The organism is Actinomadura opuntiae (assembly GCF_030283205.1).
Lineage (GTDB): Bacteria > Actinomycetota > Actinomycetes > Streptosporangiales > Streptosporangiaceae > Spirillospora.
The window spans coordinates 1-19,117 of record NZ_JASNWF010000002.1; the positions used below are offsets into that span (position 1 = coordinate 1).

The following is a 19,117-nucleotide window of genomic DNA, read 5'->3' on the forward strand; positions in this document are numbered from 1 at the left end:
CCCGGCCGCGCCCGCGCCGGCCGCACCCGCGCCGCCCGCGCCCGCGCCCGCGCCGGCCGCGCAGGCGACCCGCGTCGGGCCGCGGTCGCAGGTCTCCGCCCGGTCCCCGTTCTTCGACCGCACCGACGACTGATCGCGCCGCCGGTCGTTCCGGATGATGAGCGAGAAGTCCGGCGAATCGCCGCGCAGAGGGATGGTTTTCGCGATCTCTCCCACCATCATCATGGTGTGCGCATTCTTCTCAAGGTCGTCATCACCGCGGTCGCCCTCTGGGCCGCCACGCTGCTCGACGGCATCACGCTCACCGGCCGGGACACCGCCCACCGGGCCCTGACGCTGCTCTGCGTCGCGGTCATCTTCGGCCTGGTCAACGCCCTCATCAAGCCGATCGTCAAGACGCTCGGCTGCGCCTTCTACATCCTCACCCTCGGCCTGATCGGGCTGGTGGTGAACGGCCTGCTGCTCTGGCTGACCAGCGCCGTCGCCGACCGCCTCGACCTGCCGTTCCACGTCAGCGGGTTCTGGCCCGCCTTCTGGGGCGCGATCGTCGTCGGCATCGTCGGCTGGCTCCTGCACCTGATCGTCCCCGGCGACGACGATGACGACGACTGATCTAGGAGCCGTCCACTAGCAGGTGGGGCGCGGCGACGGCGGAACGCTCGAACGTCCCGCGCCCCTCCCCCTCCGGCGCCTCGCCGACGGGCGGGCCGACGAGGAACCAGCGGCGCGTCCGGACGGCGCCGACGAGGAACTCCGCGTCCGCGAGCCCGCCCACCGCCACCAGGGCGTCGAACCGCTCGTCCGCCAGCGCGGCGCCCACGCCGAGCGGCGTCCCGACCACCACATCGGCTCTGGGCAGCAGTGCCGCGCCGTCGGCCTCGCCGCCCTCCAGCAAGCCGCCCAGTTCCTCGATCCGCGCCATCGCGAGCCGCTGGTGTTGCGCGACGGTCTCCGGGTCCTCGGCCGGGTCCGCGCCGCAGATCTCCCGGACGTTCTCCCGCGACCGCGCCTCGGCCTCCGCCGCCGACTCCAGCTCCACGGCATGCGCGGCGGTCTCCCGCTCGCCGTCCGCGGCGCGCCGCTCCAGCGCCGCCCGCACCTCGGCTTCCCGCGCCGTCGCCGCGTCCGCGTCCGACCGCGCCTGCTGCGCCGCCGCCAGCGCCCCTTCCCGGGCCGCCACCGCGGCTTCAACCCGCTCCTCGATCACCCGCGCGGCCTGGTGCGCCGCGCGCGCCTCCAGCCCCGCCTGCGTGGCCCGGTCCACCGCCTCCGCCGCATGCCTGGCCCGCTCCTGATGCTCAGCGCCCGCCGTCTCCCGCTCCGTCGCCAGCCACGCCAGCTCCGTCGTCAACCGCTCCTGCGCCTCCCGCGCCGTCGCCAGCCGCGCCCCGCCCTCCGACACGAACCCCGCGAGCCCCTGCCGGTGCGCCTCCGCGCGCTCCGCCGCGTCCTTCGCCTCCTGCGCCCGCTTCGCCGCCTCGTCCGCCTCCCGCGTCCGCGCCCGCACCTCCGCCCGGACGCTCTTGAAGTCCGACGGCGGCGCCGCCACGTGCAGCCGCTGCGCCACCGACATCTTCCGCCGCACCGCCGCCAGCGCCGACTCCGCCGACACCAGCCGGTAGTAGGCCGCATGGCCCTCCGCCGAGGCGTCGGCGTCCACGGCGGCCAGCCTGTCCGCCTCCTCCGCCGCCGCCGGCAGCGCCTCCTGCGCCCGCGCCAGCTCGTCCTTCAGCGACGCCTCCACCTGCTGCGCGCCCTGCAACTCGTGCTGGGCGTTGCGGGCCCGCTCGTCCAGTTGCGTGCAGCGCGCGAACGCCTCGTCCGCGACCCGCGTCAGCTCGCCCGCCTCGGCGCCCGCCGCGTCCGCGGCGGCCTGCAGCCGCTCCGCCTCCGCCCGCGGGCCCGCCAGCTCCGCCTCGGCCTCGCGCTGGACCGCGACGAGCCGCTCCGCCTCGGCCTCCGCCTCGACGGCCCGCTGCTCCGCGGTCTGCGCCGCGCCCCGCGCCTCCTCGATGGCCTGCGCGAGCCCGGCCAGCTCCGCGTCCAACGCCTCCTTGCGGGCAACCCCCTCCGCCCGGACGGCCGCCAGCGCCTCCGCGTCCCGCGGCCACTGCTCCAGCCACATCAGCCCCCGCCGCAGCAGCCCGGCCTCCTCCCGCCACGACCGCGTCCACGCCTCACCGACCGGCCGCAGCACCGCACCCCGAACCCATGACTCCGGCCCCTGGACGTCCGCCCCCGCACGCCCGCCCGGCAACGTCTCACCCGCCGCGCTTCCTCCGGCCTCGGCCAGCGTGTAGTCAATCCCCGCTTCACCGCCGGACGCAGCGTCCGCCCAACCCGGCGGCCGCACCGGCGTCACGCCCGCAGGGTCCGCGTAACCCGGCCCACCAGGCTGATCCGCCGCACCGGTCGCGCCCACCGGGCCCGCCAACGTGGCGCCCGCACCGCTTTCCCCAAGCGGCGCCACCGGAGGCGCGACACCTTCACCAGCCGGAACGTCCTGCGGCATCGCGACGCCTCGTGACGCGCCGGGCTCATTCCCCGCAGGACCGCGCGGCGCCTCGACGCGGCCAGCCCCCGCTACGGATTCCGCACCGAGCGCGTCGCCCTGCGCACTGCCCGTCTCAGCAGCCAACTGCTCGACCCAGGGCGCGCCCCCTTCCCCGACCGGCACGTCACCCGCACCGGGTATGTCCCCTGCCGGATCAGGCATCGTCACGTCCGCCGCACTCGCGCTGGCCTGCGTGTTCGTCAGGTCTTGGCCCGCGCCGGGTGCGGGGGCCGCCGGGGCGGGCAGTGTGGCGTCCGCCGCGGTTTCCAGACGCGGCGCCGCGTATTGCGCGGCGGCCTCAGCGGTTGGCACGTCCTGCGGCGTCTCACCCGTGCCCGCGATTGGCGGTTCGGCGCGGGTCGGGTCCGCTGCGCTTGCCGCCGGCAGGGGGTCGGCTCGGGTGGCGTCCGGAGGGGGTGTGGGGGCTGCTCCCGGGTCGGGGAGGCCGGTTACGGGCTTGAACTCGACCGTGCCGTGGGAGCCGAAGTCCTCCCTGAACTGCGTCTGCGGTTCGGGAGGAGCGGTCTCGGCGGCTGCGGGTGGGTCCTGGACGATCGGCTGCACGGCCGTGGCGTCGTCCGGGATGGTCGGCAGTTTGAGCGTCTCGTCGCCCGGCGGGATCGGGACGGAGGCGGGTGCCTCGTCGTTCTGGGGCAGGGGCTCGTCCGGGGCGGGCGGCTGGGTTTCGACGAGGAGGGTGAAGAGGTCCTCGGTGGTTTCGAGGAGGGCGGCGGCCTGCTCAGGGGTGGACGTGAGGAGGAGGGTGCGTTCGCCGGCGGCCTTGAGGTCGTTGACGAGGGCGCGGACGGTCTCCGGCTCGTTCTCCATCCGGACGAGGCGGACGGCGTCGGTCGCTTCGAGGGAGCCGGGGGCGACGAGGAGGCGGGCGAGGGTCTCCCAGTCGCCCGCGACGTGCCCGGTGCGCAGGGCGCGGAGCGCGGCGATCTGGGCGGACCAGCCGGGCCCGTCCCCGGCCGACCCGGCCTGGAGGCGCTCGTAGTGGTCGGTCAGCGGTCCGTAGACGCTCTCGACGAGTTCGCGGCCGCCCCAGGGGACCTGTTCGGTGCCGAGAGCCGGCGTCTCCACCCCGGACGTCTCGGTCAGCGGCATTGTCTCCAGATCCGGGCGGGCGTCGAGAGCGGGCTCCGGCACGTCGTCCGGCTCGTTGGGTTCCGTTGTGTTGTTCACCGACGCCATCCCGTCCCAGTTCGACCCCGGGGCCGTATGTGTCCCCTTCTGCCCGTGTCTAACGTCTCACATGGAAACGATCATCGGTGATCCTCCGCGGGGCGGCCGGGGGGGGCGTCAGTGCGGGTTGGTCGCCAGGAGCTCGGCCAGGAGGTCGTCGAGGGTGACGATGCCCGCGAACTCGCCGCGGTCGCCGTTGACGACGGCGAGCTGGGCGCGGGCGCGGCGCATCCGGCTGACGGCGTCCAGGACGGTCGTCCGCGCGGTGAGGGTGGGCGCCGGGTAGGCGAGCTCGCCCGCGGGGCGGTCGCCGTCCGGTTCGGTGATGGCGGCGCGGACGTGGACGATGCCGGTGGCGGCGCCGTCCGGGCCGCGGACGAGGAGGCGGCTGTGGCCGCTGGCGGTCGCGGTGCGGCGGATGTCGGCGGCGGACGCGCCCGCGTCGATGGTGGTGACCGAGGACGCGGGGATGACCAGGTGCCGGACGGTCGCCTCCCGCGCGGAGATCGCGCGGCGCAACAGCTCGTGGTCGTGCCGCCCGATGAGGCCGAGGCGCCGGGACTCGCCGACCAGGTGGCTCAGCCCGGCCGGGTCGGTGTGGTCGTCGAGCTCGTCGCGGGGGGTGACCCGGACGAGCCGCAGCAGCCCGTTGGTGGCGGCGTTCAGCGCGGCGAGGACGGGCCGGGACACCTTCGCGAACGCGCGGAACGGCAGCGCCAGGAAGATCGCCGACCGTTCCGGGTTACCGATCGCCCAGGACTTCGGCGCCATCTCGCCGACGACCATGTGCAGGAACGTGATCACGCCGAGGGCGCAGGCGAGGGCGGCGGCCTTCGCGCCGGCCTCGGGGACGCCGGCCGCGTGCAGCGGCGGTTCGAGGAGGTGCTCGAACGCGGGCTCGGTGACGATCGCGAGGCCGAGCGAGCACATCGTGATGCCGAACTGCGCGCCGGCGAGCATCAGCGACAGCTCGCGGACGCCCGCGACGGCCGCGGCCGCGGGGCGGCTGCCCCGGCCGGCGGCGCGTTCGAGCTGGGACCGGTTGGCGGCGACCAGCGCGAACTCCGAGGCGACGAAGAAGCCGTTCCCGATCAGCAGCAGGACGGTGATGAGCAGGGAGGTCAGCGGGTCCACGACACCTCCTCGGGGCGCGGGGCGGCGCAGGGCGGGTCGGAGATCTCCGGGCGGTCCGCGGGCGCCGGCGCGGCGGCCGTGCGGATCCGGATCTTCTCGGCGACGCGGCGGGCGACGCTGACGACCTCCAGCTCGGCGTGCCCGGACGAGCCGTCCAGCGCGACGGTGAGGCGGTCGCCGGGGCAGGGCAGCCGGCGCAGCTCGGCCATGACGAGGCCGCCGAGGGTGTCGTAGGCGTCGCCCTCGGGCAGGTCGAGGCCGGTGAGCCGGCCGACCTCGTCGATCCGCATGCCGGCGTCGACCAGCCAGGACCCGTCGGGGCCGCTGGTCGGGGCGTCCTCGCGGGCGTCGGTCTCGTCGGTGATCTCGCCGACGAGCTCCTCGGCGACGTCCTCGAAGGTGAGGATGCCGGCCAGGCCGCCGTACTCGTCGACCACGCAGGCGAACTCCTCGCCGGACTCGCGCATCCGCTCGATCACCCCGTACAGCGGCTGGCTGCCGGGGACGAGCAGGGCGGGCCGGGCGATCCGCCCGATCGGCGTGGCGGGGTCGAGGGCGTCGTCGGCGACCTCGCGGACGCCCGCGACGCCGACGACGTCGTCGACCTCGCCGTCGTAGACGGGGTAGGCGCTGTGCCCGGTCTCGCGGATCAGCGCGACGAGGTCGGCGGCCGGCGCGGTGGCGGGCAGCGTGCTGACCTGCGGGCGCGGCACCATCACCGCGTCGGCGGTGAGGTCGCCGAACGACAGCGCGCGGTCGAGCAGGCCGGACAGGTCGGCGGGCAGGTGCCCCGAGCTCTGCGACTTGCCGATGATGTCGCCGAGCTCCTCGAGGGTGGCGCCGCTGTGCAGCTCCTCGACGGGCTCGACGCCGACGGCGCGCAGCAGGCGTTCGGCGGCGCGGTCGAACAGCCGGATCAGCGGGCCCGCGACCGTCAGGTAGAGCAGCGTGGAGCGGGACAGCGCGCGCGCCAGCGACTCGGCGCGAGCCAGGGCGAGGTTCTTGGGGAACAGCTCGCCCAGCAGCATCTGGATCAGCGTGGCCAGGACGAACCCGGTGGCCAGCGCGATCGCGCCGGTCGCGCCCGCCGGCACGCCCGCGGCGTCCAGCAGCGGCCGTATCAGCTCGGCGAGGGCGGGCTTGGCGATGAACCCGACGACCAGCGTGGTCATCGTAATGCCGAGCTGCGCGCCCGACAGCATGAACGACAGCCGGCCGATGACCCTGACGGCCCGGCGGGCGGACGCGTCGCCGCGCGCGGCGGCCTGCTCGAGGGACGCGCGGTCGGCGGCGACGTAGGCGAATTCCTGGGCGACGAAGTATCCGGTGGCGGCGGTGAGAACGATCACCGCGAGCACTCCCAGCACCGCCGTCAGCATGGGGCACCGGGTCTGTGACTGGGGTCCGACACCGCGGACTCACCACTCCTCTCATCTGGGCCTACCTGCGTAACGCCGCCTCGGGCGGCGGGGTTCCCGGCGCACCAGGGTACGGGCCCGCGCCGATCGTCCCACGGAGGCGGGGGCTGTCGCGCGGGTCAGCACCTTGTCCTCCGCCAGTGTCACGGATCACACTTGTCGGAGAGCGCACGCCCGATACTTGAGCGGTCCTTGCTCCCAGACCGCCGGTACGGGGGCGCGCACGGGGACCGAGAGAACCGAACGCGGGGCTGAGGTGGACGAGAGCGGGCCCGGGGCCGCCGCGCCCATGAGCCGGGAGGGGATCGACCATGCCCTCAAGTCGCTCCAGGCCGACCGGGAGCGGATCGCGGCGTCGCTGCTGGAGCTCGACGGGCACACCGGCGTCCGGCTGCTGAAGGGCGCCCGGCTCGCCGGGGAGACGTGGCGGCGCTGGGAGGCGGTGCGGGCCCGGCTGGCCACGCTGTGGCGGGTCTTCGACGCCTACCAGCGGGTGCTGGACGAGGCGTGCGCGCTGCGCGGCCGGTCGTCGCGGCCGGACGCGGCGGCGCTGGTGGAGCTGACCGGGCTGCTGTCGGGGCGGTCGGTCGAGCTGCCGGACGGCGAGATCCCGCTGGAGGACCGCACGCTGCTCGGCCCGCAGGACAAGCGCGCCACGCTGGACGAGGCGGTCGGGATGATGTCCGACGCGTACGCGTTCGTGGCGAAGGAGGTCGCGGCGGCGGACGCGGCGTGGTCGGCGCTGCTGAAGCCGCTGGAGCGGGCGGAGAAGAGCTGGCGGAAGACGGCGCGGCTGGCGCACTCCCTCGACGGCACCCGCCATCCGGAGCTGGACCGGCTGGGCCGCGAGCTGACGGCGCTCGGGCGGCTCGTCCGCACCGATCCGCTGTCGCTGTGCCCGGGCGGCAAGCCGGACACCTCGCGGTTGGACCGGGTCCGCGCGTCGCTGACCTCGATCGGCGACGAGCTGGCGGGGGTCGCCCGGCTCCGCGACGAGTACCCCGAGCTGGTCGCGGGCCTCGCCGAGGCCGTCGAGCGGGTCGAGGCGACCGAGCGGGCGGCCTGCGAGGCGCACGCGGCGGTGCTGCTGAAGATCCACGCGCCGAACGTGCCGGAGCCGGCGCGGGGGCGCGGCGGCGCGCTGCGCGATCGGCTCGCGGCGCTGGAGCGGCTGCGCGAGGCGGGCCGCTGGGTGGAGATGGCCGGCTGCGTCGCCGCGCTGGAGGCCGCCGCCGCGCAGGAGCTGGAACGGGCGCGCGACGACCTGCGTCTCAGCCAGGGACTCCTCGACCGGCGGGGCGAGCTGCGCGGGCGGCTGGAGGCGTACCGCGCCAAGGCGGCGCGGCTCGGGCTCGCCGAGGACGAGGCGCTCGCCGCGCTGCACGGGCAGGCCCGGGACGTGCTGTGGACGGCGCCGTGCGACCTGCGCCGGGCGACCACGCTGCTGGCCGAGTACCAACGCGCGATCAGGGCGCGTGAGAACGGGACGGGGACCCCATGACCCGATGCACCCAGCCCGGCTGCACCGGCGAGGTCGGCGCGGACGGCTTCTGCGACGTCTGCGGGATGGCGCCGCTCGCCGAGCCGCCGCCCGCCGACCCGGTGAGCGCGGGCGCGTCGTCCGCGTCGTCCGGCTCGGGCTCCTCCCTGGGCGCGGCTCCGGTGACGATCGTGAACGCGCCCGCGACGTCGGTCGAGCGGCCGAACGGCGCGGCCCCGGGAACCGGCCCGTCCGGCACCGGCCCGTCCGGCGCAGGATCGTCGGGCGCGGGGTCGTCGGGCGCGGGGTCGTCGGGCGGGCCGGGGAGCGAGCCGACCGGCGGGTCCGGGACGAGCGGGTCCGGGGGGTCGGGCCGCACCGCGTCCCGCGGCGGGACGCGCGGGACGGGCTCCACCGGCTCGGCCCGGCGCGGGATGCTCGGCGCGGGCCTGGTCGAGGTGCCGCCCGTGCCGTTCCGCGACCCGGCGTCGGCGATCATGGAGAACCCGGAGGTCCCGGAGAACCGGCGGTACTGCAGCCGGTGCGGGGAGAAGGTCGGCCGCAGCCGGGACGGCCGGCCGGGCCGCACCGAGGGGTTCTGCGCGACCTGCGGGCACCGGTTCTCCTTCACCCCGAAGCTGAAGCCCGGCGAGGTGATCGGCGGGCAGTACGAGGTGCTGGGCTGCCTGGCGCACGGCGGGCTCGGCTGGGTGTACCTGGCCCGCGACCACAACGTCAGCGAGCGGTGGGTGGTGCTGAAGGGCCTGCTGGACACCGGCGACGCCGACTCCCTCGCCGCCGCGGCGGCCGAACGGGCGTTCCTGGCCGAGGTCGAGCACCCCAACATCGTCAAGATCTACAACTTCGTGCGGCACGACGACTCCGGCTACATCGTCATGGAGTACGTCGGCGGCCGGTCGCTGAAGGAGATCCTGCTCGAGCGCCGCGACCGGGAGGGCGAGCAGGCGGCGCTGCCGCTCGGCCAGGTGCTCGCCTACGGCCTGGAGGTGCTGAGCGCGCTCGGCTACCTGCACGGCGTCGGCCTGCTGTACTGCGACTTCAAGCCGGACAACGCGATCCAGTCCGAGGAGCAGCTGAAGCTGATCGACCTCGGCGGCGTGCGGCGCGCGTTCGACGTCGACAGCCCGATCTTCGGCACGCCCGGCTACCAGGCGCCGGAGATCGGCTCGTCGGGCCCGTCGATCGTGTCGGACCTGTACACGGTGGGCCGGACGCTCGCGGTGCTGAGCTTCCCGTTCCGCGGCTACACCCGGCGGCACCTGCGCAGCCTGCCGCCGCGCGAGGAGGTGCCGCTGTTCCAGCGGCACGAGTCGTACCACCGGCTGCTGCGCCGCGCCACGCACCCCGATCCGGCCCGCCGGTTCCAGAGCGCCGCCGAGATGGCCGAGCAGCTCACGGGGGTGCTGCGCGAGGTGCTGTCGGCGGAGGACGGCACGGCCCGTCCGGCGCCGTCGCCGCTGTTCGGCCCCGAGCAGCACACCGCCGGGACCGACATCATCGACCCCGACCCCTCGCAGGACGGCGCGGCGCCGGTGCTGGCGCCGCTGGAGCCGGCCGCCGCGGCGATCGCGCTGCCCGTCCCACTCGTGTACGGCTCCGATCCGGCCGCCGCGTTCCTGGCCGGGCTGACCGCCCGCGACCCGGGCGACCTCGCCGCGGCGCTGGCCGCCGCGCCGGTGGCCTCGCGGGAGGTGCGGTTCGCGCTGGTCCGGGTCCGGATCGAGCTGGGCGACCTGGAGCTCGCGGGGCGGCTGCTGGAGGAGCTGGACGCCGAGCAGGCCGACGACTGGCGGGTCGACTGGTACCGGGGCGCCCGCGCGCTGGCGGACGGCCGCGCCGCCGACGCCGCCGCCGTGTTCTCCGACCTGTACGACCTGATGCCGGGGGAGCAGGCGCCGAAGCTGGCGCTCGGCTTCTGCAAGGAGCTGCTGGGCGAGCACGTGGTCGCCGGGGGCTTCTACGCGACGGTGTGGCGCACCGACCCGACGCATGTCAGCGCCGCGTTCGGGCTGGCCCGCGCCTATCTGGCGGGCGGCGACCGGGGCAGCGCGGGACGCGTCCTGGACTCGGTGCCGCGCATCTCCAGCCACTATCTCGCCGCGCAGCTCGGCGCGGTCGGGGCGGCGGTCCGGGGCCGTCCGGCGGCGGAGCTGAACGCGGCGGCGCTGGTGGACGCGGGACGGCGGCTGCGGTCCCTGCGCCTCGACACCGAGCGGTACTCGGCGTTCGTCGCCGAGGTGCTGGAGGCTGCGATCGCCTGGCTGCGCGCCGACCGGACCCCGGCGCAGCTGCGTCCAGAAAAGGACATCCTCGGCATACCGCTCGAAGAGCCTCGACTGCGGGCGAAGCTGGAGGACACTTACCGGGTGCTCGCCAAGCTCGCGGACGGCCCCGACCACCGCCACGCGATGGTCAGACGCGCCAACGCCGTCCGCCCGAGGACGCTGTTCTGACGATGAACGCGGACAGGAACGCCGCCATGGACCCCGGCGGGGCCGTGCGCGGATCCACGGCCCGGGACCGGGACGCGGCCTGCGGCGACTGCGGGAGCTGGGCCGTCGCGGCGGACGGGTTCTGCGAGGCGTGCGGGCTGCGGCAGCCGAGCGGGCACGAGCATGTCGAGGCGGAGCTGGTCGTGGACGGGCGGTCCGCGCTGGGCGCCGGCATCAGCGACCTCGGGCTGCGCCGCTCCCGCAACGAGGACGCGTTCGCGCTGGCGGCGCTGCCGCACGGCGCGTGCGGGGTGGTCTGCGACGGGGTGGCGACGGCGCCCGGGTCGGAGGAGGCGGCGCGGGCCGCGGCGCAGACGGCGTCGGCCGTGCTGCTCGACCGGATCGCGGCGGGCGCCGACCCCGGCGAGGCGACCCGCGAGGCGGCCGAGCAGGCGGGCCGGGCCGTCGCGGCGCTCGCGGACGGCGCGCCCGGCGGGTCCGGGCCGGCGTGCACGTTCGTCTCGGCGGTCGTCGCCGCGGGCCGGGTCACGGTCGGCTGGCTGGGCGACAGCCGCGCCTACTGGCTGTCGCCGTCCGGATCGTTCCCGCTGACCAGGGACGACTCGTGGGCGGTGCGGGCGGTCGCGCGCGGAGAGCTGAGCGCGGAGGCGGCGTGGGCGGACCGCCGCGCGCACCTGCTGACGGCCTGGATGGGCGCGGACGCGGGCGCGTTCGACCCGCACCTGGCCTCGTTCGAGCCGTCCGGCCCCGGGCTGGTGCTGATCTGCAGCGACGGGCTGTGGAACCGCCTGCCGGACGCGGCGGCGCTGGCCTCCCTCGCGCTCCCCGGCCGGGGCGCGTGTGGGCCGGAGGCGGCGGGCGGGCCGATGGGGGCGGCGCGGCGGCTGCTGGGGGCGGCGCTGGACGCGGGGGGACACGACAACGTCACGGTGGTGGTCATCGAGTTCCCGCCGCCCGAGCCGACGACGAGGGAGCCCGGCAGATGAGCGAACGTCCCGAGTTCACGATCCGCGTGGACCAGAATCCCTACCTCCCGGCGGGCGGGCGGGAGATGCACGCCATCGTCACCGTCGAGGCGCGCTCGCAGGACGCCGACTCCGACGACGCCGGGCCGCGGGCGGGCTCGGACGCCGTGGAGATCATCATCATCGACACGTCCGGGTCGATGTCCTACGGCGGCAAGATGGCCGCCGCCCGGCGCGCGGCGAAGGCGGCGGTCGGGGTGCTGCGGGACGGGGTGCGGTTCGCGGTCGTCGCGGGTGCCAACCGGCCCCGGATGATCTACCCGCAGGGGGAGCGGCTGGTCGAGGCGAGCGCGTCCACGCGGCGCAGCGCGGCCAACGCGGTGGCCCGGCTCGACGCGGCCGGCGGCACCGCGATCGGCTCGTGGCTGCGCCTGGCGAACCGCCTGTTCGACGGCCAGGACGGCGCGGTGAAGCACGCCATCCTGCTCACCGACGGCAAGAACCAGCACGAGAGCGACGAGGAGCTGGACGCGGCGCTGCGGGTGTGCTCGGGCCGCTTCCTGTGCGACGCGCGCGGCGTCGGCACCGACTGGGAGGTCGCCGAGCTCCGCAAGATCACCTCGGCGCTGCTGGGCGGGTTCCTGGACGTCCCCGACCCCAAGGACCTGGAGGCCGACTTCCTGGCGATGACCCGGGCGGCGATGAGCAAGCAGGTCGCGGACGTGGCGCTGCGCGTGTGGACGCCGCAGCAGGCCGAACTGAAGTTCCTCAAGCAGATGGTGCCCGCCGTGGAGGACCTCACCGGCCGGCACGCCGAGTCCGGGACGCAGACCGTCGACTACCCGCTCGGCGCCTGGGGCAGCGAGAACCGCGAGTACCACCTGTGCGTGCAGGTCCAGCCGGGCGACATCGGGCGGCAGATGCGCGCCGCGTGGGTGAAGCTGATCGCGCCCGGCGCGGAGGGCGAGGCCGAGCGGGAGCTGGCGTCCGGGAACGTCCTGGCCGAGTGGACCGACGACGAGGCCAGGTCGACGCGGATCAACGGGCGGGTCGCGCACCACACCGGCCAGTCCGAGCTCGCCGACGCCATCCAGGAGGGCCTGGAGGCCAGGCGCGAGGGCGACGAGGACACCGCGACCGCCCGGCTCGGCCGCGCCGTGGTGCTCGCCCGCGAGGTCGGCAACGAGCAGATCGCCGGGCTGCTGGACAAGGTGGTGGACGTCATCGACCCGGCGACCGGGACCGTCCGGCTGAAGGCGGACGTCGCCAAGGCCGACGAGATGTCGCTCGACACCCGCTCGGTACGGACCGTCCGGACCCGCAAGGACGACCTGCCACCGCACGCCCCGCCGGGCACGCCGCCGGACGAGGCCGGGAGCTGAGGCCCATGCCGGTATGCCCGAGCGGGCACGTGTCCGCCGCCGACGACTACTGCGACGTGTGCGGCGACCTCATGGAGGGCGCGCCGCGCGCCGAGCTCACCATGGTCGAGCGCGGCGGCGGGCCGATCGCCGAGCCCGCGGCCCGCGAGCGCGGGGCCGCCGCGCCGCCGCCGGAGCAGGAGGCGGCGGCCCCCGAGACCTGCCCGGACTGCGGCACGCCGCGCAGCGGGCGGTTCTGCGAGAACTGCGGCTACGACTTCGCGACCGGCGCCGCCCGGTCCGGCGGGGAACCGGGACCGGGACCGGGACCGGAGCCCGCGCCGCCCGGCGAGCCGTCCGCGCCCCCCGAGTCCCCCGGATCGTCCGTGGCGTCCGGCTGGTCTGCGGTGATCGTCGCCGACCGCGAGTACTACTCCTCCGTGATCGCGCAGGAGGGCCCCGACTCGGCGACGCTGGAGTTCCCGCCCTACTGCCCCGAGCGCCGCGTCCCGCTGGCCGGCGAGCAGATCCGGATCGGCCGGCGCAGCGCGTCCCGCGCGATCGCCCCGGAGATCGACCTCGGCGGCCCGCCCGAGGACCCTGGCGTCTCGCACCTGCACGCGGTGCTGCTCGCCCGGCCGGGCGGCGGCTGGCTGCTCGTCGACCCCGGCTCCACCAACGGGACGACGGTGAACGGCGGCACGGAGCCGATCGCGGTGAACGTCCCGGTCCCGGTCGGCGACGGCGACCGCGTCCACGTCGGCGCCTGGACGACCATCACGCTGTCCCTTCAGGAGGGCACGCCATGACGATGACGACCGCGGACCCGGCGGCGGGCCCGCAAGCGCCGCCGCCCGAGGACGCCGCGGCGGTCGCCGGTCCGGCGCGCCGGGGGCGGCTCGCGACGTTCGCGCGCGGGCGGTGGCTGCGGACGATCCCGGGCCGGATCCGCGCGCACGTCGCGCTCGTGCTGGCCGCGCTCGTCGCGCTGCTGGCCCTGCTGACGGTCGCGGTCGGGAACGCGCGCGACTCCGTCCAGACGATCGGGCACGACGCGGGCCCGCAGGTCGTCGCGACCAGCACGCTGTACTTCGCGCTCAGCGACATGGACGCGCAGGTGTCCAACATCCTGCTGATCGGCCGGCAGCACGACCTCGGCATCGGCTACGACCGGACGCTCCAGGTGTACGAGCGGCGCCGCGCCGAAGCCGACTCCGCCGCGGTGCAGGCCGCGCAGCTCGCCGGGCGCGACCCGGCGCTGCGGCAGACCGTCCAGGACGTGCTGGACGGCCTCGGCCGGTACGAGCGGCTCGTCGGGTCGGCGATGCAGTTGAACGAGCAGGCCGGCCATCCGGCGGGGGAGCCGCCGAAGCAGGTCGTCGACGCCTACCGGCAGGCCACCGACCTGATGAAGCTGGAACTGCTGCCGAAGGCGTACAACATCACGCTCGACACCGGCGCGCACGTCCGGCAGGCGTACGAGACGAAGCGGTCGGCGGTGCTGGCGGGGCGCGACTGGGTCATCGCCGCCGGGGCGCTGACCCTGCTGCTGCTGGTCGCGACGCAGCTGTACCTGGCGCGGACGTTCCGGCGGCTGCTGAACCCGGCGCTGGTGCTGGCGACGCTCGGCACCGCCGCGCTCGCCGTCGTCGGGGCGGGCCTGCTGTCGGCGCAGGCCGGGCACATCTGGGAGGCGAAGGAGGACGGCTTCGACTCCGTCCTGTCGCTGTCGCGGGCCCGGGCCATCAGCCACAGCGCGTTCGCCGACCAGAGCCGCTACCTCCTCGACCCCGGCCGCGCCGACACCTACGAGCAGACCTACCTCGACAAGTCGCTGTCGGTGTTCTATCCCGACATCGGCGACAAGCCGCTGAACCTGGAGAACTACTACGCCGGCGTCAGCGGCGAGGTCGGCTCGTACCGGGCGGGATCCGGGCAGAAGGTGCCGTTCCTCGGCTTCTTCGGGGACGAGGCGCGGACCGCGGACCGTGGCCGCGAGGCCGACGCGCTCCAGCGCACGCTCCGCGCGTACCAGGCCGTCCAGGCCGACGACCAGCGGATACGCTCGCTCGCGACGTCGGGGGACCGCAGCGGCGCCATCACGCTGCGGATGGGCCGCGAGCGCGGCGCGATCCACGACTTCGACGCCTACGACGCCGCGCTCGGTTCGCTGACCGCCGTCCACCAGGACGCCTTCACCCGGGCGATCAAGGACGCGGACGGCGGGCTGCGCGGCTGGAAGGCCGTCCCGCCGGCCGCCGCCGTCATCGCCGTGCTGATCATCGCGGGGGTCCGTCCCCGGCTGGCCGAGTTCCGCTGACCGGAGGAGACGACGACCCATGCCCGCCATCCGCGCCGGCGCCGTCCGCGGCGCCGCCCTGGCCTGCACCGTCCTGTCCGCCGCCGGGCTGCTGACGGCGTGCGGGCTCGGCGGCGCCGACAAGCCGACCATCGCCCACAAGCACTCGCTGACGATCGGGGTGAAGGCCGACCAGCCGAGCCTCGGCGTGAAGGCCAGGAACGGGACCTACGAGGGCTTCGACGTCGACGTCGCCACCTACATCGCCGGGCGGCTCGGCGTGCCGAAGGACCGGATCACCTGGCGCACGACGAACTCCTCCGTCCGCGAGAAGGCGCTCGCCGACGGCACCGTCGACATGATCGTCGCGACGTACTCGATCACCGCCAAGCGCAAGCGGGTCGTCACCTTCGCCGGGCCCTACTACGTCGCGCACCAGGACACCCTGGTCGCGCCGGGCAACGGCGCGGTCCGCGACGTCCGCGACCTGAAGGGCCGCAAGATCTGCGCGGTGACCGGGTCGAACTCCTGGCGGCGGGTGATCGAGGAGCGCAAGACCGCCGCGGTGCCGGTGCAGGCGCCGACCTACGGGGCCTGCATGGACGACCTGGCCGCCGGGAAGCTGGACGCGGTCTCCACCGACGACCTCATCCTCGCCGGGTTCGCCGCCGGCCACCCCGGCAAGATCATCAACGCGCCGTTCACGGACGAGAAGTACGGCGTCGGGCTGAAGAAGGGCGACCTGGAGGGCTGCGAGCAGGTCAACCGGGCGATCACCGCCATGTACCAGGACGGCACGGCCGCGCGGCTGCTGCGCAAGTGGTTCGGCAGGTCGGGCCTGAAGCTCACCACGAGCGTGCCGCAGTTCGAGGGCTGCAGCTAGACGGGTCGCCGCTGGTGACGGGCCGCGGTCGGCGGGCCGCCGGCGGCGGGTCAGGGCGTGGTGGTGGACGGCAGCGCGCCGATCGCCTCGCGCAGCGTGTCGTAGATCGGGACGAACTTGTCGATCCCGGTGATGCGGAACACCCGCTGCACCCGCGGCGGCAGCGCCACCAGCGACACGGTGGTGCCGCGCTCCCCGGCGCGGCGGTTCGCGGCGACGATCGCGTTCAGCCCGGTCGAGTCGCAGAACGTGACCTGCCGCATGTCGACGACCATGGGCTCGCCGGAGTCCACGACCTCGAAGAGGGCCTCCTCGAAACGCGCGCGGGACACCACGTCGATGTCGCCCTGCACCCGGACGAGGGTGCAGCGTTCGTCCTTCATCAGGCTGATGTCGAAGTCCATGGCCACCTCTCGCCCCGCTCCACGGGCACCCCGGCCCGACTCAGGCGACTCCTCAGGATTGCGCACCCGTGCCCGCAATCCAAGCACTTCCCGGGATAAGGTCCGGGTCGCCCTCCCCCGTCCCGGACCGTAACACCCGTTCCCGGTCCGGCCGCGGGCGCCCGGTGCCCGGCGCGCCGCCGGGGCGCCGCGCGGGTGCCGCCGAATAACTTACCGCAGAGAAACTTACTGTGCGGTAAGAAATGGTTTCACGATTGCCGCACCACCCCAATGTGACCGAAGTCCCACCCTCGGATCAAGTCCCCCAATAGCCCGACGGCACCCACCGTGACCAGCGATTGAACCATTCATTGCCTCCGGGGCGGCGAGAAAAGCAGGTGCTGACCGGGGCACGGATCGGGACAGAGGTTACAGTGGCGGTGGGAAATACAGGAGGCTGGGTGTTCTACACGTTCATGACGCGAGTGGTGCGTCCGATCCTCTGGCTGCTTTTCCGCCCCCGGGTGGTCGGCGGCGAGAACGTGCCCGGCTACGGGCCGCTCATCGTGGCCAGCAACCACCTGTCGTTCATCGACAGCTTCATCATCCCGCTCGCCGTCCCGCGCCCCGTCACCTACATCGCCAAGGCCGACTACTTCACCGGCGGCGGCCTCAAGCGCGGCTTCGTCCGCTGGTTCCTCACCAACCTCGGCCACGTCCCGGTCAAGCGCGGCGCCCGCCGCGCCGCGATGGGCGCCCTCGAGCAGGCCGCGGACGTGCTCGCCAACAGCGGCGCGTTCGCGATCTACCCCGAGGGCACCCGCTCGCCCGACGGCCGCCTCTACCGGGGCCGCACCGGCGTCGGCTGGCTCGTCCTGGCCTCCGGCGCCCGCGTCCTGCCCGTCGCGCTGGAGGGCACCGAGAAGATCCAGCCGATCGGCTCGTCCCGGCCCCGCGTCTTCGGCCCGCGGCCCACCGTCCGCATCGGCCCCCCGATGGACTTCTCCCACTACCGCGACCTCCCGCCCGCCAAGGCCCGCCGCGCGATCACCGACGAGATCGTCGAGACGATCCACAAGATGTCGGGCCAGGAGTACGCCGACACCTACAACGACCGAGCCAGCGAGCAAGGGGAATAGCGCCGCGCGGGTCAGCCGCCGAGGCTGGGGGACTTCTCCTTGATGTCGGCGCCCGCCTGGCTCTTGGCGTCGGACTTCAGGCCGTCGACCGCCGAGCCGACCGAGCCGATCTCCGACGGGTCGAGCTGCCCGGACTTGAACTTGCCGGCCAGCGAGCCGAACATCGCCGAGACCTTCTCCGCCGGGACCTTCAGCGCCTTGCACAGCTTCGGGTCGGCGCCGATGAGCTTGCGCGCCGCGTTCAGCCGGTTGGCGGCGAACAGCCCCGCCGCGGCGGCCTTCGCGAACGCCTTCGTCCGGCCGTTCGCGCCCTGCTTGAAGCTCCCCGCCTGGTACGGCTTCCAGATGTAGCGGTGGAAGGCGCCGAACGCCAGGCCGGCGTCGGCGACGAACCGCGTCTTGGCGAACTTCTTGGTCGTTTCGGTCGGGCAGGACGACGGCGACGCGGCCGGCGAGGACGCGGCGGCGCCCCGCCCCGCGGCGACGTTGTCGGCGCTCTTGCCGCCGCCGCCGCACCCGGACGCGCCCGCCAGCGTCAACAGGAGGACCGGCAGCACCAATACTCTGCGGAACATCGTTGTTCTTCCCCCGAACGTCCTGGTGCGCCCGCGTACCGGGCGCACCCCGGAAGCCCTCTACCCGATCATTGCGGACAGTCACCGATTCGACACGTATTGCAATGGTCGAGCCGCCCCGCCGGTCAGCGGCGGCGAGCGGTGCGCAGGAGCAGCAGGCCCGACGCGAGGACGGCCGCGGCGGTCGCGCCGTGGACGCCGAACGCGGTCGCCTTGGAGCCGTGGTGGGCGAGGACCGTCAGCATGTCGCCGGCCGCGATCGTCGAGAACGCGCACATCACCAGGCCGAGCGCCTCGCGCTTCCCGCGGGCCAGCAGCGCGAGGACGGCGAGACCGGTGCCGAGGTCCCGGACGCCCTTGATGTTCAACCAGGCGGCGGCGTCGCCGGACGGCACGGACGGCAGCCCGAAGCCCTGCGCGGTGCCGGTCGGGTCGAGGATGTAGGACAGCCCGACGTAGCCGATGCCGACGCCGGTGAGCAGCGCGATGCCGCTGCCGGTGCGGGACGTGCGGACGTCCTCGCGGAGCCGCCGCATCCGGGCGGCGTGGTGGCGTTCGCCGTAGAGCCGCCAGAACGCGCGGGCCGGAGCGGGCAGCCCGGAGAGGAACTCGGCGCGCTCGCCCGGCGTCGCGTCCTCGAGCACGACGCCGAGAAGCGTGAGGATCTTCGTCTTCGGGGTGTGCTCGGCGAAGTGGTCGCCCTGGGCGTTCCACTCGTCCTCGGTGAGGTGGCGCTCGGCGAGCGGCAGCAGGTGCTCCTCCTCGTCGTCCAGGTGCTCGACCAGGACGGCGCGGTGCTCGGCGAGCGCGGCGACCAGGGCGTCGCGGCCGGCCGCGTCCGCCGACCGCGCCCAGGGACCGGCGAGGCCGCGCAGGCGGTCGATGGTCGCGGCGACCTTCTCGTGCTGGGCCTCCATCCGCAGCACGACGTCGGCGTCCAGGTCGACCCGCGACAGCAGCAGCGGCCAGATCAGCTCGTCCTCGCCGTGGTGGTGGTTGTGCAGGCCGAGGAGGTAGTCGGAGAGGTGCGCGGCTAGCGCGCGGGCGCGGCGGCGGTCGCCGGGACGGGTCGCGCCGATCAGCTCGGCGAGCAGGCGCGACTCGCGGCGCATGCCGCGGTGGATGACGACCATGGAGTGGGTGAAGGACGGGGCGGCGTGAACGGTGTCGGTGCTCATGCCGCCAACGCTGCCCGGGCCGTCTTGGAACCGGCTTGGAACGCGGCTTGGAGACCGGCTCGGAGGCCGGTGGCTACGATCTGTCT

Annotated in this window: 15 protein-coding genes; 9 read left to right on the forward strand and 6 right to left on the reverse strand. The window is 74.9% G+C overall.

Translation table 11 applies throughout. The annotated features are described in order from the left end of the window. Window positions 1-228: 228 nt before the first annotated feature. Window positions 229-612: a phage holin family protein gene (locus QP089_RS03370; RefSeq protein ID WP_285909726.1), complete on the forward strand. Its 384-nt coding sequence runs from the start codon at window positions 229-231 to the stop codon at window positions 610-612. Between the two features lies 1 nt (window position 613). Here QP089_RS03370 and QP089_RS03375 read toward each other — a convergent pair whose 3' ends face one another. The 3 genes from QP089_RS03375 to QP089_RS03385 all read right to left on the reverse strand — a co-directional run bounded on the left by QP089_RS03375 (window position 614) and on the right by QP089_RS03385 (window position 6,243). Beyond that, window positions 614-3,742, reverse strand: a complete 3,129-nt coding sequence (locus QP089_RS03375; protein ID WP_285909727.1) for a hypothetical protein — start codon at window positions 3,740-3,742, stop codon at window positions 614-616. A 117-nt stretch (window positions 3,743-3,859) separates the two neighbouring features. Further along, complete coding sequence (locus QP089_RS03380; RefSeq protein ID WP_285909729.1) at window positions 3,860-4,876, reverse strand: hemolysin family protein; 1,017 nt, start codon at window positions 4,874-4,876, stop codon at window positions 3,860-3,862. Then, on the reverse strand, window positions 4,864-6,243 hold the full coding sequence (locus QP089_RS03385) for a hemolysin family protein (RefSeq protein WP_285909731.1): 1,380 nt from the start codon (window positions 6,241-6,243) through the stop codon (window positions 4,864-4,866). The genes QP089_RS03380 and QP089_RS03385 overlap by 13 nt, the downstream gene beginning before the upstream one ends. Window positions 6,244-6,550: 307 nt before the next feature. On the opposite strand from QP089_RS03385, the gene QP089_RS03390 reads away from it, so the two are divergent. From QP089_RS03390 to QP089_RS03420, 7 genes are read left to right on the forward strand one after another with little or no spacing between them, the layout of a single operon-like run. Next, window positions 6,551-7,795 carry a hypothetical protein gene (locus QP089_RS03390; protein ID WP_285909733.1) on the forward strand — a complete coding sequence of 415 codons (1,245 nt, stop codon included), beginning with the start codon at window positions 6,551-6,553 and terminating at the stop codon, window positions 7,793-7,795. After that, a complete protein-coding gene (locus QP089_RS03395; RefSeq protein WP_285909735.1) occupies window positions 7,792-10,248 on the forward strand; it encodes a serine/threonine-protein kinase in 2,457 nt (818 codons plus the stop codon). The genes QP089_RS03390 and QP089_RS03395 overlap by 4 nt, the downstream gene beginning before the upstream one ends. A gap of 2 nt (window positions 10,249-10,250) precedes the next feature. Next, the gene (locus QP089_RS03400; protein ID WP_285909737.1) at window positions 10,251-11,234 is read left to right on the forward strand and encodes a PP2C family protein-serine/threonine phosphatase; all 984 of its coding nucleotides are present in this window, start codon (window positions 10,251-10,253) and stop codon (window positions 11,232-11,234) included. Next, the gene (locus QP089_RS03405) at window positions 11,231-12,595 is read left to right on the forward strand and encodes a vWA domain-containing protein (protein WP_285909739.1); all 1,365 of its coding nucleotides are present in this window, start codon (window positions 11,231-11,233) and stop codon (window positions 12,593-12,595) included. Before QP089_RS03400 ends, QP089_RS03405 begins: the two co-directional genes overlap by 4 nt. Before the next feature lie 5 nt (window positions 12,596-12,600). Continuing rightward, complete coding sequence (locus QP089_RS03410) at window positions 12,601-13,383, forward strand: FHA domain-containing protein (protein WP_285909741.1); 783 nt, start codon at window positions 12,601-12,603, stop codon at window positions 13,381-13,383. Next, window positions 13,380-14,894, forward strand: coding sequence for a GlnX family signal transduction membrane protein (locus tag QP089_RS03415; protein WP_285909743.1), 1,515 nt, complete (start codon window positions 13,380-13,382; stop codon window positions 14,892-14,894). Before QP089_RS03410 ends, QP089_RS03415 begins: the two co-directional genes overlap by 4 nt. Window positions 14,895-14,913: 19 nt before the next feature. Further along, window positions 14,914-15,756, forward strand: coding sequence for a glutamate ABC transporter substrate-binding protein (locus tag QP089_RS03420; protein WP_285909744.1), 843 nt, complete (start codon window positions 14,914-14,916; stop codon window positions 15,754-15,756). Between the two features lie 50 nt (window positions 15,757-15,806). Here the strand turns inward: QP089_RS03420 and QP089_RS03425 are convergent, their stop codons facing one another. Continuing rightward, window positions 15,807-16,160, reverse strand: a complete 354-nt coding sequence (locus tag QP089_RS03425) for an STAS domain-containing protein (protein WP_285909745.1) — start codon at window positions 16,158-16,160, stop codon at window positions 15,807-15,809. Window positions 16,161-16,600: 440 nt separating this feature from the next. Here QP089_RS03425 and QP089_RS03430 point away from each other — a divergent pair, with 440 nt between their 5' ends. After that, window positions 16,601-17,278, forward strand: coding sequence for a lysophospholipid acyltransferase family protein (locus QP089_RS03430; RefSeq protein WP_285909746.1), 678 nt, complete (start codon window positions 16,601-16,603; stop codon window positions 17,276-17,278). A gap of 11 nt (window positions 17,279-17,289) precedes the next feature. Here QP089_RS03430 and QP089_RS03435 read toward each other — a convergent pair whose 3' ends face one another. Beyond that, window positions 17,290-17,853 carry a hypothetical protein gene (locus tag QP089_RS03435; protein ID WP_285909747.1) on the reverse strand — a complete coding sequence of 188 codons (564 nt, stop codon included), beginning with the start codon at window positions 17,851-17,853 and terminating at the stop codon, window positions 17,290-17,292. Between the two features lie 125 nt (window positions 17,854-17,978). After that, window positions 17,979-19,031, reverse strand: a complete 1,053-nt coding sequence (locus tag QP089_RS03440; RefSeq protein WP_285909748.1) for a DUF4267 domain-containing protein — start codon at window positions 19,029-19,031, stop codon at window positions 17,979-17,981. Window positions 19,032-19,117 lie beyond the last annotated feature (86 nt).